This window comes from Pseudomonas sp. B16120 (genome assembly GCF_044218845.1).
GTDB classification, from domain to species: domain Bacteria; phylum Pseudomonadota; class Gammaproteobacteria; order Pseudomonadales; family Pseudomonadaceae; genus Aquipseudomonas; species Aquipseudomonas paracarnis.
Map to the genome: position 1 here is coordinate 2,117,158 of NZ_CP162588.1, position 13,256 is coordinate 2,130,413.

A 13,256-nucleotide genomic window follows, 5' to 3' on the forward strand; every position below is an offset into this window, starting at 1 on the left:
TTGTCAGGGCATCATCCCAGGCAAGCCAGCTCCCACATTTTGAATTGTGAATACAGTCAAATGTGGGAGCTGGCTTGCCTGCGATAGCGGTAGTGGCTTATGTCGAGATCTTGAGGCCAATCAGCCCACAAATAATCAACGCCACACTCGCCAACCGAAACAACGCCATGGACTCTCCAAACAGGATAATCCCCGCAATTACGGTGCCCACGGCGCCCACGCCGGTCCAGATGGCATAGGCGGTGCCCAGCGGCAACTCCTTCATGGCCAGCCCCAACAACCCAAGGCTGACGGCCATGGCGGCAATCGTCAGGGCGGTGGGCAGCGGCTTGCTGAACCCGTCGGTGTACTTCAGACCGACGGCCCAGCCCACTTCAAACAACCCGGCAAAAAACAGAATGATCCAGGACATGATGACCTCGCTTCTATCAAAGTGGGGTCGTCCCCGGGTGAGCGCTTGATAGCGTCGCGAGGTCGTCCCCGCGAAGTTCGGTAGAGTGCCGAAATTGGACCAGGCGATCAAGTTACGGCGTGGTTTCCAGGGCGCGGCGGTCTTCCTTTTCGCTCATGCGGCGGAAATAGGTCGACAGCAATGCGCCCGAAATATTGTGCCAGACACTGAACAGCGCACTGGGTACCGCTGCCAGCGGCGAAAAATGTGCACTGGCCAGCGCGGCACCCAGCCCTGAGTTCTGCATACCGACTTCCAGCGCCAACGACTTGCGTTGCGCCAGGGGCAACTTGAACAGTCGCCCGGTGAAGTAGCCCAGCAGGTAACCGAAGCTGTTGTGCAGCATCACCACCGCCATGATCAGCAGGCCCGATTCGGCAATCTTGCCTTGGCTTGCGGCAACCACGGCCGCGACGATGATCACAATGCTGACCACCGACACCAGTGGCAGTACGTCCACCGCATGCCTTACCCGATCACCGAGCAAGCGCTGCGCGACCACGCCCAGTACGATGGGTAGCAGCACCACTTGCAGGATCGACCAGAACAGCTCCATGAACGACACCGGTAGCCAGGCCGAGGCCAGCAGCCAGATCAATGCCGGTGTGAGCAGCGGGGCGAGGAGGGTGGTGACGGCGGCAATCGCTACCGATAAGGCCAGATCACCCCGGGCCAGCCAGGTCATCACGTTGGACGACGTGCCACTTGGGCAACAGCCGACCAGGATCACGCCAACGGCAATTTCCGCCGGCAAATGGAACGCCTGGCACAGCAACCATGCCACGCCCGGCATGATCACGAAATGCGCGACCACGCCCAACGCCACGCGCCAGGGGTGGCGAGCGACTTCGGCGAAGTCTTCCAGTTTCAAGGTCAACCCCATGCCGAACATCACCAGGCCCAGCAGTGGGACGATGGCGCTTTTCAGGCCGATGAACCAGCTGGGTTGGAGAAAGGCGACAACGGCAAAGATCAACACCCAGTAGGCAAAGGTGTTGCCGACGAAGCGGCTCAAGGCGGCGAGTGCGCGCATGGGGATGTCCTTTTTTATTCGATTTCTGAGTTGTCGATGCAATCAAATGTGGGAGCTGGCCTGCCTTCGATAGCGGTGTATGAGTCGGCACTACTCTGGCTGACACTCTGCTATCGCAGGCAAGCCAGCTCCCACACTGACCGTGCCCACATTGGATCGGTGTTGCTTAGATGCCCTGTGGTGTCTCTTCGCCGCCCAGTGCCTCAACCAACGCTGGCAGGAAATCGCCGAAAGTCAGCATCATCAAGGTAAAGCTGGCATCCAGTTGGCCCAGGGCTTCATCGCCGCCGTCCTGTTCCGCCTGGTCTTGCAGCAGGTCTTCGAACTTCAGACGCTTGACGGTCATCTTGTCGTCGAGCATGAAAGACAACTTGTCCTGCCACGCCAGGGACAGTTGGGTCACGACCTTGCCGGTGGTCAGGTGCAGTTGGATCTCTTCGCTGGTCAGGTCTTGGCGCTTGCAGCGCACGATGCCGCCGTCTTCGTGGGTGTCGCGCAGTTCGCATTCGTCGAGGACGAAGAAGTCATCGGCCGGTTTCTGGGTGGTGACCCAGTCGGTCATGATGGCAGTTGGTGCAGTCTTCACCGTCAGCGGACGGACGGGCAGAGTGCCGATCACCTCGCGCAAGGTCGACAGCAGGTCTTCGGCGCGCTTTGGGCTGGCCGAATTGACAAGGATCAGGCCCTGTTTCGGCGCGATCGCAGCAAAGGTCGACGAGCGACGAATAAAGGCACGCGGCAGGAAGGCCTGGATGATTTCATCCTTTATCTGGTCGCGCTCCTTCTTGTAGACCTTGCGCATCTGCTCGGCTTCGATCTCTTCGACTTTCTCTTTAAGTGCATCACGCACCACGCTGCCCGGCAGGATGCGTTCTTCCTTGCGGGCGGCGATCAGCAGGAAATCTCCACTGACGTGAACCAGGGGAGCATCTTCACCTTTACCGAAAGGTGCGACGAAACCGTAAGTGGTCAACTCCTGGCTTGCACAAGGGCGCGCCAGCTTGGTGGCCATGGCCGCTTCCAACGCCTCGGCATCAACAGGCAGATCTTGGGTCAGGCGATAGATAAGCAGGTTCTTGAACCACATGGGGTGAGTCTCTCCTCTATACAAAGGGGGGCATTATTCTCTTGATCACGCCGCAGGCCAACCCTGCCTAAGCCATTGGAAGGGCTGAAAAAAAAGATTTAAGAAAGTGCTTGCCAGACTTAGGGTCGCTCCGTAGAATGCGCGCCACACCGAAACGAAGGGTGATTAGCTCAGCTGGGAGAGCATCTGCCTTACAAGCAGAGGGTCGGCGGTTCGATCCCGTCATCACCCACCATTCGCTTCAGTGTTACGCGCAGCGGTAGTTCAGTCGGTTAGAATACCGGCCTGTCACGCCGGGGGTCGCGGGTTCGAGTCCCGTCCGCTGCGCCATATTTGCTTCCACTAAGGCCCACTGAACGCCTGGAAGCCACGGAAATAGCGGCCTTGAGCCGCTTTTTTCGTTTTCTGAATTCCACTGGAATCCATCTCCAGCCACGGTTTTTAAGTACACATTTGAGTACACCGCTGGCACAGCCTTTTACGATCCCTTGCGCATCAATTTTCGTATTGGTCCGTCTACCGCTGGGCTGTATTCCCCTCCTTGATGCAAAAGGAGGTGTCTGATGGCTCTGACAGATACAGCGATCAAGCAAGCCAAGCCCGCCAGCAAGCCTTATACGTTAACTGATGGGGATGGCTTATCCCTGCAAGTGCCCACGACGGGTTCGAAGCGCTGGCATTTCCGTTTCTATTGGCATGACAAGCAATTGCGTATTTCCCTTGGCATCTATCCCGACGTCAGTCTCAAGGAGGCTCGCCAGCGGAGAGAGGCTGCACGTGCGCTGGTGGCCAACAATATCGATCCCCGCTCACATCGTCGCGCCGAGCGCCAAAAAGCCTCTCACGCCGCCAACAACACGTTTGAAGCGGTTGCTGGTCGCTGGCATGAGTTCCGAAGTAAAAAGCTGACGAAAAGTAAGAAGGGCAGTGCAGGGCAAGCGAGCAAATACCTCAAGAAGGACATGCTGCCGTGTTTGGGCGATCTTCCGATCTCAGATATTTCTCGGGGTGACGTGCTGGAGGTCATTAGGCGAATTGAGCGCAGAGGGGCGCTGGTCTCTGCTCGAAAGGTACGCACCTGGCTCAACCAGATCTTTCGTTTTGCCATGGCGGAAGGGCTCGTTGATGTGAACCCAGCAGCAGACCTTGATATCGTTGCCGAGACGCCGCGGCCAGTTCGCCATAATCCCTTCCTCCAGGTAAATGAACTTCCAGGACTGCTCAGGACCGTCACCCAATATGGGTGTGCAGAAGCGACACGGCTTGGTATTCGTCTGTTGCTGCTGACAGGGGTTCGTACAGGAGAGCTGCGGGCGGCTACGCCAGACCAATTCGACCTCGACAAGGGGATCTGGCTGGTGCCGCCGGAGGGTGTGAAGCAACTCCGGAGTCGTGTTCGAACACAGGGGAATGAGATCCCACCTTATGTGATTCCACTGTCTATCCAAGCAATTACAATTGTGCAGCGGCTAATGCAGTTAAGGGCGCGCGGTGCGCGGTACCTGCTGGTTCACCGATACGAACCGCAGGAAATGATCAGTGAAAATACCCTTAACACCGCGATTAGCCGTATGGGTTACAAAGGAAGGCTCACCGGGCATGGCATCAGGGCCACCATCTCAACGGCGCTCAACGAGGTTGGCTTTGTAGAAGAGTGGATTGAGGCGCAGCTCTCACACGCTGATACCAACCAAATTCGGGCTGCATACAATCATGCGGAATACGTCGAGCCGAGACGTAGGATGATGCAGTATTGGGCGGACTTATTAGATGCGCTAGAGGTCGGCTTTGCTCCACCTAGGCCAGAAACATACATGGCGCAGAGCGGTCGACGTTCAATGGATTTTCTGAACCCGCAGCAGGAGTATGCTGGTGATGGTATGAGGTGCTAGGGTTAGAGTTTTCGAATCAATCCGTCCCGACTATATTTTTCAATGAGTTAGCCCAATCTGAAAAGGTTGGGCTTTTTCATGTCTAAAAAATACTCCCACATTTACTCCCACGGATATCTTGGACCTCGGTAGATATGCCACTTGAGAGGCCTTCAACCGAGCCGGTCGAGCAGCATTTCGACCATTTCTTTGTTCGAGTAGGCGACAATGTCGAGCGGAAGGTTTTCCTGCCGCATAAGCGCGATTAGGGCACAGGCTGTGAAGGCCCAGAATGATGAATCGGCTGGCAGAGTGTAGCCACGGATCATTGCTGTCAGCCGTTCGGTAATCGGTGGATATTCGCTATTGCCCCAACGTGCATGGGGCGGCGTCATCGCATGAATGATGACGGCGGCGAGCGTGATGCCCATCGCACGCTTGTTCTGGACCTGGGCGAAATCGTGTCCGTGTACCTTCGCATAGGCGGCGAGCTCGCTTGTCATGAAAGTTCGGGCATAGGTGTCGCAGGCGATTTCCTCTTCAGGTCGCGTAGAGGGCGCGCGTTTATCGTCGCAGAACATGACGTGCTGGAATTCGTGTAGCAGGGCGAAGGCCAAGGCGAGCGCAACAAGGTCGAATGCCGCCATGTGCTGAATGTTGCCCAGGCCATCACGGTCAGCGCTCGGCAGGGGGATGTCCACCGGCCAGGATACGTCTGAGGTCTTTTCGGCTGTGATAAGCGACTGGGCGGCGGCGATGCGCTGCTTGTAGTCGAATTCATATTGGCCGCGTTCTTCATCGACACTGAGGGCTTGGTCGAGCGGTAACCCGTTGGATGTCGCGACAACTAAGGCTGGTGCGTACACTTCGATGGCCCGCCACGAGCTGAAGCCAAGCAGCCAGAACAAGTCGATCGTCTTAGTGTCGAACTGGATACGTTTCCCGTTGGCATTCATCGTCACGCCCTTTCTACTTGGCGCGACCTCGACGGCATGGCCGTATTGGCTCCAAAGACCGCTGATTTCATCGGCTCGTTCGGGCACGGCGCCTCGGAGGAGATGTAGGATGATCGTCCGATCAGATGGCTCATTCGTCATTGTCGTTGTCTATTCTGTGCTCGTGGGGGGCAGGAGGTTGGCGACGGTCACGCGGCTTGCTCGTCACAACGGGTTTGCCGTCCAACTGTAGATGAGTGATCGATGAGATGACTGAGTTCGCCCAAATCGTGCTGCATTCGATGTCGCCATCGCGTTCAAACCAGTGGGTCACGCCGGGGATGAGATCAAACGGGATGGGATGTGTGGCCAATGGGTTGTGAAACACTTCCAGTTCCTGACACTAAGCTTCGCCCCACGGCCAGAGTGCTTGGTATTCGGCACTGTCGACGGCAAGGTTGAAATCGATAGGCTCTAATGCGCCCGGAGTTCGGTCGACGAGAATGCCGCGCCTGATCATCGCCAGCCCGGGCGGTCGCCATCCTGCCAAGAAACCCATGCGGTTGAATTTGGCGAGCGTTGCAGAATTACTGAAGATGACGGCCGAGAGGTGTGCGAAATTTGGGTCGCGGAAGAGCCCAGCAGGAATGCTGTGTGGGCCCGTCAGATTTGCGATCGGCACTCCAATCGCGCGACGATCAGTGCCATCACCGGTGACGTCCGCGCGTAAGCCGTAGAGGTAGGTGGGAAGAGCCTCGCGGCTCCAAACCATGGAGCCGAAATCATGGAAGTCGGCGATCGCTAAGGCGAACGGCTGTCCTTTTACATGGTCTAGTTCATGATAGTTGCGCTGGAGCTTGCCGCGCAGCGTCTTTGCGAATCGTTCCGCCGGCTTGCCTGTGAGCCGTTCAATGCGATCCTTTGGGGCATGAACCCATTTCCCGATGCCGCCGGCGCGTGGAAGCTCTGAGTTTGCTGTAACTGCCTCAATCCAGCATGCGTTACCTTCCTTCTCGATCAAGAAGTCGGGAGAGACATGGTCTTGTCGGACGTTCAAACCCTGCTCACGAAAGCAGCTGAAAAGGTAGAGCTCGAACAGACGGGACGCAAAGTTGTTGGTTTGAAAGTCCGAGACGAAATTGGCGTCGGGGTTGGGAAGCGCGAGGTAGCATTCGCCGACCGCCATGAGCGCCGGCAGATGGTTGATCGTGGTTGTCAGTAGCTGGAACTCTGGAGATGTCCCACGCGGCCCCGGTTTCAGCAAATGCGGGCGACGCCTGACTCCTGGCGGCAATGGCTCCGGTGGATCACTGGCACGCATAGCGACGGTGAGTCGGTCTAGTGCAGCCTCGGGTGTGGAGTAGGGCCCGCTTTCATCTACTTTGATCCAACAGTGGTCGATGCGGCGGCGCATGGCCAGATATGTGAAAGCTCCTGTGTCCGGATCAAGAAGAATGCAGCCGGTTACGCCACCAGTTTCGGCCTGATAGGCACTGGAAATATGTGCGGGGTCGAAATTGGGACCGTGCTCGAGCGACAGGGCATAGAGCTCGAATTGGCGCTGGCTGATTAAGGTGAAAAGTCGAGTTTCGCCGGTTGCGGACATGGTCGGCCTCTTAGCCCTGTATGTAGCAGATGCGCGAATTCAAGTTCCTCTTCACAAGGACTCCGTTGCGGCAAGGATGTCGGTGGACTCCCAGTTGTCGATCTGGCGGATGGTCACGAACTAACGGTCCCAGACGCCCCAATTCACGGTCAATGGTGCCTGTGCCAGGGGATTGTGAACATAGGTGATTGGCCGAACCTGACGCGAGAGGTTGCCAAGGCCAACCCGTGACCAGATCACGCCTGAGATATCTGCGAAGCGCTCGTCAAGAAATGCCGAGCGCGGGATCGGATTCCGTTCTCGGTGGATCAAGGGAGAGACGTGAAAGCCTTCTTCGATGACATCGCCTGTATCGCGATCGATAGTGAGGAAAGCATCGCCGATGGGGAACAGTGTCGTCATGATGAGTGGTAAGGGATGTTCGGGGACATAGATGCCGAAGCGGCTGGCGCTGATCGCGACGATGCGAGCGTCTTCCGGGGCGATCACGCCCTGTTCGATATAGCGGCTGATCTTCCTTGCTTTGGTCCAGAATGCCCCGGAGGTCCGAAGTTGCGCTTGACGGATCGGCGCAGCAATAAGGCCACCGCCCTCATTGATCGGCACAGGACGCACAATCCGTTATGATCCCGCAGCGCGTCCGTCTGGAGCTATAGCTTCGATCCAGATACGGCGATTCTCTTCAAGCACGCATAGGTCGGGCTGGCCGCCTTCGCGCTGACGGTCGGCGACGGGCAACAATGTGCGCCTCGCCTCAAGAAGTGTGCAACCTAGATACATCCCCCGGAAGCGTACATCCACGTCACGTGCGAATCCCTAGCGGAAGTCTGGATCGGCATAGGGCTCGTAGTGGGTCCACATCTCTTGCAGTGTGACGCGAAGCTGCTGCTCAACCGGGCTTTCGGCGGCCTTCAGGTTCTCGAACCCCAGATCGAGATTGGAACCGTCAACATCGAGTAGGTCGCTCATTGTCTGATTGTTTCCATATGCAAAAGCGCGGGTGAGGGGGTTGACGACAAAAGTTTCGTCATACGGCACTCTATGCTCTCTTAAATGTCTGAGTTATGACTTTTTTCAATGGTGAGATTTGGAGGTCCGATGAGAATTGAGGAGAGTTTTAATCCGATCAAGGATTTTAAACTGGAGGAGCTTGATGATCCAGATTTCAAGGAGGACTCTGTTAGGGAGGAAATTATTCTTCCTATATTGAAGCATCTAGTGTGCTGTCTCAAAAATAAAGCTCCTCATGCCTGTGAGACCATTGCCTCACGGGCTCGCTGTATCTTGTTCAAAATATCTTCCCCCTTGGCGTTCCAGACGTAGCGAGTCGGCTGCGCATTTCGCAGTGCCAGGAACGTGGTGATCGAGCTTTCCAGTTCGCGAACCGAACTGAAACTGCCGTCACGCAGGTACACCGTGATATCGCGAAAGAAGCGCTCAACCATGTTCATCCACGAGCTGGAGGTCGGGGTGAAGTGCATGTGGAAGCGCTTGTGCTTCTCAAGCCATGCCTTCACTTTCGGGTGTTTATGCGTGGCGTAGTTGTCCACGATCAGATGCAATTGGAGCTGTTTGGGCGTTTCTCGATTGATCTTCTTGAGAAACTCCAGCCATTCCTGATGCCGGTGTTGGCGCTCTATGGAACTGATCAAGCGCCCCTGAAGATAATCCAGCGCAGTGAACAAGGTGACGGTGCCATGGCGGACATAATCGTGCGATTGCGTACGGATATGACCGATCCCCAAAGGCAGTCCAGGCTGGGTACGCTCCAGAGCCTGAACCTGGCTTTTTTCATCGCAACAAAGCACCAATGCCTTATCCGGCGGATCCAGATACAGCCCGATGACGTCCCAGAACTTCTCTTCGAAGTTTGGATCTTTGGACAGTTTGAAGGTACGTGTCAGGTGCGGTTTTATATCGTTGGCGGCCCATATGCGCTGGACGCTGGCCGGTGAAATGCCGGCGACTCGCGCCATGCTTCGACAGCTCCAGCGAGGCTGACCGATAGTAACCGTCCGGCCAGCACCCTCTCCTGACAGCCCTCCAAATTAGCCAAGATAGTGGACACCATTTTTTAGTGGACACTATCTTGGATACAGTTGCCCCCGCTCGTCGAACCGGTCGCCGCCCCAACTTTTCGCTGACGTTCAAACGCCAAGTCGTCGAGGCCACCCTCCAGCCTGGTGCTTCCGTGTCGTTGATCGCTCGTGAGCATGACGTCAATGCCAACTTGGTCTTTCGCTGGCGGCATCAATATCATGAAGGGATGTTCGGCCCGACTAACCAGAGCGCAACGCTTTTGCCTGTTCAGGTGATTGAGGCGTCGACGGATGCATCGCAAACCCTCCAGCCACAGCCCGTATCTTATTCCGAGATCGTGATTGAGCTTGGAAAAGCCAAGCTGCGCATCACTGGCACGCCTGACCCGCATACCCTGGAAGTCATCTTGCAGCAGTTACTGCGATGATTGCCCCGCCTGCTGGAACCCGTATCTGGATCGCCGCCGGCGTCACGGATATGCGCCGTGGCTTCGATGGATTGGCAGCCTTGGTGCAAACTCAACTTGAAGCCGATCCATTCTCTGGCCAGATTTTTGCCTTTCGCGGACGGCGCGGTGACCGGATCAAGCTGTTGTGGTGGGATGGCGACGGTTTGTGCCTGTTTTGCAAACGGCTGGAACAAGGGCGCTTCGTTTGGCCGCAAGCTACCAGCGGCAGCGTGTCGCTAACGCCTGCGCAGTTGTCGATGCTATTGGAAGGCATTGATTGGCGCAGGCCCACTCGTACAGCGCCCGTCCTTGCGGTCTGACTTGCCACGCTGAAAAAATCCCAAGTAACATTCGGTCATGACTATCGCGACCGACTCCTTGCCTAACGATCTTCAAGCCTTGAAAGCTCTGGTCTCTGCCCAACGGGCAGAGATTGAGCGCTTGAAAATGATGATCGCCAAGCTGCGTCGTATGCAGTTCGGTCGCAGCTCCGAGCAACTCGACGCGATGATCGATCAGCTCCAACTGAGTCTTGAAGAGTTGCAAGTCAGCCAGACTGAACTGACGCCGCCAACCGAACCGCCACCTCGCCCTGTCTCTCGGCGCAAGCCATTACCTGAACACCTGCCTCGCGAAATTCACGTCCATCAGCCCGAATCACAGTGTTCTGGTTGTGGTGGGAAACTTCGCCACTTGGGGGAGGATGTGTCTGAGGTGCTGGAGTACGTCCCAGCGCGTTTCAAAGTGATCCGCCATGTTCGCCCCAAATGGGTTTGCCGCTGCTGTGAGCACATTGCTCAGGTACCGGCGCCGAGTCGCCCGATCGCTCGAGGCTTTGCAGGCCCGGGGCTACTGGCCCATGTGCTGGTCTCCAAGTTTGTTGACCATTTGCCGTTGTATCGACAATCCGAGATCTACGCCCGTGAGGGCGTGGATCTGGAGCGTTCAACCCTGGCCGACTGGGTCGGCCAGAGCAGTCAGTTGCTCAGGCCACTGATCAACGCCCTTGAGCACCACGTCATGAGCGGTCACAAAGTCCATGCCGACGACACGCCGATTGGCGTGCTCGCGCCGGGCAACGGCAAGACCAAAACGGCTCGCCTGTGGACGTACGTGCGCGACGACCGACCTGCTGGTTACACGACACCGGCGGCGGTCTGGTTTGCCTACTCGCCGGATCGCAAGGGAGAACATCCCCGCGCTCATCTCAAGAGTTTCAGCGGGATCTTGCAGGCTGACGGCTATGCCGGTTTTGCTCAGTTGTATGCGACGGGCATTATTCAGGAAGCCGCCTGCTGGGCTCATGCCCGGCGCAAGTTTTACGATGTCTACAAAGACCAGGCTTCACCACTTGCTGGCGAGGCGCTGCAAAGAATTGCTGCCCTGTATGCCATCGAGAGCGAAATTCGAGGGCAACCGCCTGACCAACGCAAAGCGATTCGGCAAAGCCGGGCCAGTCCGCTGCTGGAACAATTACACGCATGGCTTAACCAGACGCTGACTCAACTGTCGAAAAAATCGGCATTGGGCGGTGCGATCTTCTATGCCCTCAATCGGTGGCAGGCTTTAATGCGCTACTGCGATGACGGCCGAATCGAAATCGACAACAACACCGCCGAACGGGCGCTGCGCGCCGTTGCGCTGGGCCGCAAGAACTATCTGTTTGCCGGTTCCGATGCCGGCGGAGAACGCGCGGCTGCGATTTACAGCTTGGTGGGCACTGCCAAATTAAACGGGTTAAATCCGCAGGCGTATCTGACCTACGTGCTGGAGCATATTGCCGAGCACCCAATCAATCGGGTAAGCGAGTTGCTGCCCTGGAATATTTCTTTGAACCACTCTGAGCACTGCGAGGCCGCCTGATCCATGGTTAAAATTGTCCGTTTACCCAAACCCGCCTCCGAGCTGTTGCTGCTGCACATTGAGCTGAAGTGGATCACTCCGAAGATTTGGCGCCGTTTCGCAGTGCCTGAAAACATCACCTTGGGCAAACTGCACCATGTCATCCAGGCCGTGATGGGCTGGAGTGATAGCCATCTGCATGAGTTTGAAATTGCCGGTGAGCGTTATGGTATGCCCGATCCCGATGGCTGGGGGCCGGCGGTTAACCCGGAAGCTCGTAAAACGCTGATCAAGGCGCTGAACGGAAAGCGGACATTTAATTATCTCTACGACTTTGGTGACAGCTGGCATCACAGTATCAAGGTCGAAAAAACGTTACCCGCTATTGCCTGTCCTCAGGCGCCGTATTGCATCGATGGCGCCAATGCTTGCCCACCGGAAGACGTGGGTGGCGGGCCTGGCTATGAGGGCTTTTTGGCAGCGATGGCCAACCCCGATCATCCAGAGCATGACGACATGGTTGAATGGCATGGCGATGTTTTTGATCCAGCGGCATTTGAGTGCGAGCGCGTGAATCAGCGGTTTAAACGGATTTAGGTTTGAGTTGCAAGGCGGTGTAGCTCGGACGCTTACGACCGATACGCGGCTGAGTGACCTGCTCAAGTGTTCGTTTCAACGCTTCGGCCGATAGGGATGGCTTGCGACCTCGTCCGGGCAGATCCACTAGGCCTTGTAGACGCAGCTCTTGAAAGCGCTTGCACCAGCGGGTGACTGAAACAACGGAGAGACCTGTCAACTGGGCAATCTCGTTACGAGAACAACCTCGAGCGGCTAGCAAAATCACCCGTGCCCGACGACCGTCGCGCTGACTGATCGTGGCTGATCTTATGCGCCGACTCAGTTCAATTTGTTCGTCTTCACTGAGCACGATGTCCTGAGAGTTCATGTGATCACTCCAAGCACTGACTGACCACAGAAGCATAGCTCAGGTTAGAAACTTATTTCAGAGACGGCACACTAGGGTATTCGGCTAGTAAGCCATATAAAATTGTTCGCAGTAAACCGCTTGTTCATCCTTTCATATCAATTGGTAGCTCTCGAAAAAAAATTACCTGCATCCCGGATTACCTTTTTGAAGTAAGTGGTCAGTATTCATGGCTTCTTGAAGCAAAGGCGCCTGACGAAAATATCACTTCAGGGGCTCACGTTGAACAGGCTTATTCTTATGCTATTCATAGTGAGATTCGTGTACCAATGTTTGCATTGTGTAATGGTCGGGAGTTTGTGCTTTTTAATATAAGTAAGCCGGACCCTATATTGCATTTTGCAATGGCTCTGTTGCCTCAGTATCTGGATGAGCTTAAGAGGATTCTGGGTCCAGAAAACTCATTGAGTTATGAGTTTAAGTTAGCAAAGGACCTTGGCCTGCATCTTAAGAGGCTTGGCTTTCATGAGGTTGAGCATCTAATATTTCCAGGTGTTCCTATAAGTTTCATTGCCCAGCTTGATGGAAATATGTTCACAACTGGAAGTAGTACTGCGTTGCCTGGTGGCGACAGCTATGTTGTTTCGCTAGATTTCGGGCTGAGCGCCCTTGCCCAGTTGAAAGCTAAAATACCCGCAGATGCAATGAAAATTCTCCTTGAGCGAAAATCCGAAGGGAGGTCTTGCGTCAGGTTTACAAATGCGTCGATATTGACAACTGTGGATTGTCGTGTTGGTGAGAAGCTAGAAGAAAATTCAGATGAGATTTTTATGCCCCTCATTGTAAATAATTTTATTTGACGTGCTCTGTTGCTGGTGAAGCAGCTGACCTCTTCGGTAGGGGTATAAAATTAGAAGAAATGTACGGCAGTCCACGCAGTTTTCGGAATTATGGTCGTTGTAGGCCGTTGGTTGTTGGCAAACAGCCACGTCGAGCGCCCGGTACGGGCGCTTTCTTC

13 protein-coding genes, 2 tRNA genes and 2 pseudogenes are annotated in these 13,256 nt (G+C 55.7%); 8 read left to right on the forward strand and 9 right to left on the reverse strand.

What is annotated here, in order from left to right; genetic code table 11:
- Positions 1-97 precede the first annotated feature (97 nt).
- From sugE to rdgC, 3 genes are all read right to left on the reverse strand, one after another.
- Positions 98-412 (reverse strand): quaternary ammonium compound efflux SMR transporter SugE, encoded by a 315-nt coding sequence (sugE, locus tag AB4P90_RS10100; protein WP_010211634.1) that lies wholly within the window; start codon positions 410-412, stop codon positions 98-100.
- A gap of 112 nt (positions 413-524) precedes the next feature.
- A complete protein-coding gene (locus AB4P90_RS10105) occupies positions 525-1,484 on the reverse strand; it encodes a bile acid:sodium symporter family protein (RefSeq protein ID WP_003190129.1) in 960 nt (319 codons plus the stop codon).
- 166 nt (positions 1,485-1,650) lie between these two features.
- On the reverse strand, positions 1,651-2,571 hold the full coding sequence (rdgC, locus tag AB4P90_RS10110; protein ID WP_020301078.1) for a recombination-associated protein RdgC: 921 nt from the start codon (positions 2,569-2,571) through the stop codon (positions 1,651-1,653).
- Positions 2,572-2,730: 159 nt separating this feature from the next.
- Here rdgC and AB4P90_RS10115 point away from each other — a divergent pair.
- The 3 genes from AB4P90_RS10115 (at position 2,731) to AB4P90_RS10125 (ending at position 4,463) form a co-directional block, all read left to right on the forward strand.
- Positions 2,731-2,806 (forward strand) — tRNA-Val (locus tag AB4P90_RS10115).
- 18 nt (positions 2,807-2,824) lie between these two features.
- Positions 2,825-2,901 (forward strand) — tRNA-Asp (locus tag AB4P90_RS10120).
- A 233-nt stretch (positions 2,902-3,134) separates the two neighbouring features.
- Positions 3,135-4,463 (forward strand): tyrosine-type recombinase/integrase, encoded by a 1,329-nt coding sequence (locus AB4P90_RS10125; RefSeq protein ID WP_395605852.1) that lies wholly within the window; start codon positions 3,135-3,137, stop codon positions 4,461-4,463.
- Between the two features lie 152 nt (positions 4,464-4,615).
- On the opposite strand, the gene AB4P90_RS10130 is transcribed toward AB4P90_RS10125, so the two are convergent.
- The 5 genes and pseudogenes from AB4P90_RS10130 to AB4P90_RS10150 all read right to left on the reverse strand — a co-directional run.
- Complete coding sequence (locus tag AB4P90_RS10130) at positions 4,616-5,485, reverse strand: phage exclusion protein Lit family protein (protein ID WP_395605853.1); 870 nt, start codon at positions 5,483-5,485, stop codon at positions 4,616-4,618.
- Positions 5,486-5,780: 295 nt separating this feature from the next.
- Entirely contained in the window at positions 5,781-6,983 is a 1,203-nt protein-coding gene (locus AB4P90_RS10135) for a hypothetical protein (protein WP_395605854.1), read from the reverse strand.
- 120 nt (positions 6,984-7,103) lie between these two features.
- The gene (locus AB4P90_RS10140) at positions 7,104-7,589 is read right to left on the reverse strand and encodes a hypothetical protein (protein ID WP_395605855.1); all 486 of its coding nucleotides are present in this window, start codon (positions 7,587-7,589) and stop codon (positions 7,104-7,106) included.
- A gap of 210 nt (positions 7,590-7,799) precedes the next feature.
- Entirely contained in the window at positions 7,800-7,952 is a 153-nt protein-coding gene (locus AB4P90_RS10145) for a hypothetical protein (RefSeq protein WP_395605856.1), read from the reverse strand.
- 275 nt (positions 7,953-8,227) lie between these two features.
- Positions 8,228-8,989, reverse strand: a pseudogene (locus AB4P90_RS10150) (IS630-like element ISPpu1 family transposase); the annotation flags it as partial.
- Positions 8,990-9,072: 83 nt separating this feature from the next.
- Between AB4P90_RS10150 and tnpA the strand changes: the two are divergent.
- Genes tnpA through AB4P90_RS10170 form a run of 4 tightly spaced genes read left to right on the forward strand, consistent with a single transcriptional unit; the run spans position 9,073 to position 11,910 of the window.
- A complete protein-coding gene (tnpA, locus tag AB4P90_RS10155) occupies positions 9,073-9,450 on the forward strand; it encodes an IS66-like element accessory protein TnpA (RefSeq protein ID WP_395605084.1) in 378 nt (125 codons plus the stop codon).
- Complete coding sequence (gene tnpB, locus AB4P90_RS10160) at positions 9,447-9,791, forward strand: IS66 family insertion sequence element accessory protein TnpB (protein WP_395605083.1); 345 nt, start codon at positions 9,447-9,449, stop codon at positions 9,789-9,791. The genes tnpA and tnpB overlap by 4 nt, the downstream gene beginning before the upstream one ends.
- A gap of 37 nt (positions 9,792-9,828) precedes the next feature.
- Positions 9,829-11,334: an IS66 family transposase gene (gene tnpC, locus AB4P90_RS10165; RefSeq protein WP_395605082.1), complete on the forward strand. Its 1,506-nt coding sequence runs from the start codon at positions 9,829-9,831 to the stop codon at positions 11,332-11,334.
- A gap of 3 nt (positions 11,335-11,337) precedes the next feature.
- On the forward strand, positions 11,338-11,910 hold the full coding sequence (locus AB4P90_RS10170; protein WP_395605081.1) for a plasmid pRiA4b ORF-3 family protein: 573 nt from the start codon (positions 11,338-11,340) through the stop codon (positions 11,908-11,910).
- 28 nt (positions 11,911-11,938) lie between these two features.
- Here AB4P90_RS10170 and AB4P90_RS10175 read toward each other — a convergent pair.
- Positions 11,939-12,259 (reverse strand): annotated as a pseudogene (locus AB4P90_RS10175) (helix-turn-helix domain-containing protein); the annotation flags it as partial.
- Positions 12,260-12,567: 308 nt separating this feature from the next.
- On the opposite strand from AB4P90_RS10175, the gene AB4P90_RS10180 reads away from it, so the two are divergent.
- Positions 12,568-13,098: a hypothetical protein gene (locus AB4P90_RS10180; protein WP_395605857.1), complete on the forward strand. Its 531-nt coding sequence runs from the start codon at positions 12,568-12,570 to the stop codon at positions 13,096-13,098.
- Positions 13,099-13,256 lie beyond the last annotated feature (158 nt).

Coding starts and splice junctions, on each gene's coding strand:
- sugE (WP_010211634.1), bottom strand. CDS start 412: ATGTCCTGGATCATTCTGTTTTTTGCCGGGTTGTTTGAAGTGGGCTGG.
- AB4P90_RS10105 (WP_003190129.1), bottom strand. CDS start 1,484: ATGCGCGCACTCGCCGCCTTGAGCCGCTTCGTCGGCAACACCTTTGCC.
- rdgC (WP_020301078.1), bottom strand. CDS start 2,571: ATGTGGTTCAAGAACCTGCTTATCTATCGCCTGACCCAAGATCTGCCT.
- AB4P90_RS10125 (WP_395605852.1), top strand. CDS start 3,135: ATGGCTCTGACAGATACAGCGATCAAGCAAGCCAAGCCCGCCAGCAAG.
- AB4P90_RS10135 (WP_395605854.1), bottom strand. CDS start 6,983: ATGTCCGCAACCGGCGAAACTCGACTTTTCACCTTAATCAGCCAGCGC.
- AB4P90_RS10145 (WP_395605856.1), bottom strand. CDS start 7,952: ATGAGCGACCTACTCGATGTTGACGGTTCCAATCTCGATCTGGGGTTC.
- tnpB (WP_395605083.1), top strand. CDS start 9,447: ATGATTGCCCCGCCTGCTGGAACCCGTATCTGGATCGCCGCCGGCGTC.
- tnpC (WP_395605082.1), top strand. CDS start 9,829: ATGACTATCGCGACCGACTCCTTGCCTAACGATCTTCAAGCCTTGAAA.
- AB4P90_RS10170 (WP_395605081.1), top strand. CDS start 11,338: ATGGTTAAAATTGTCCGTTTACCCAAACCCGCCTCCGAGCTGTTGCTG.
- AB4P90_RS10180 (WP_395605857.1), top strand. CDS start 12,568: ATGTTTGCATTGTGTAATGGTCGGGAGTTTGTGCTTTTTAATATAAGT.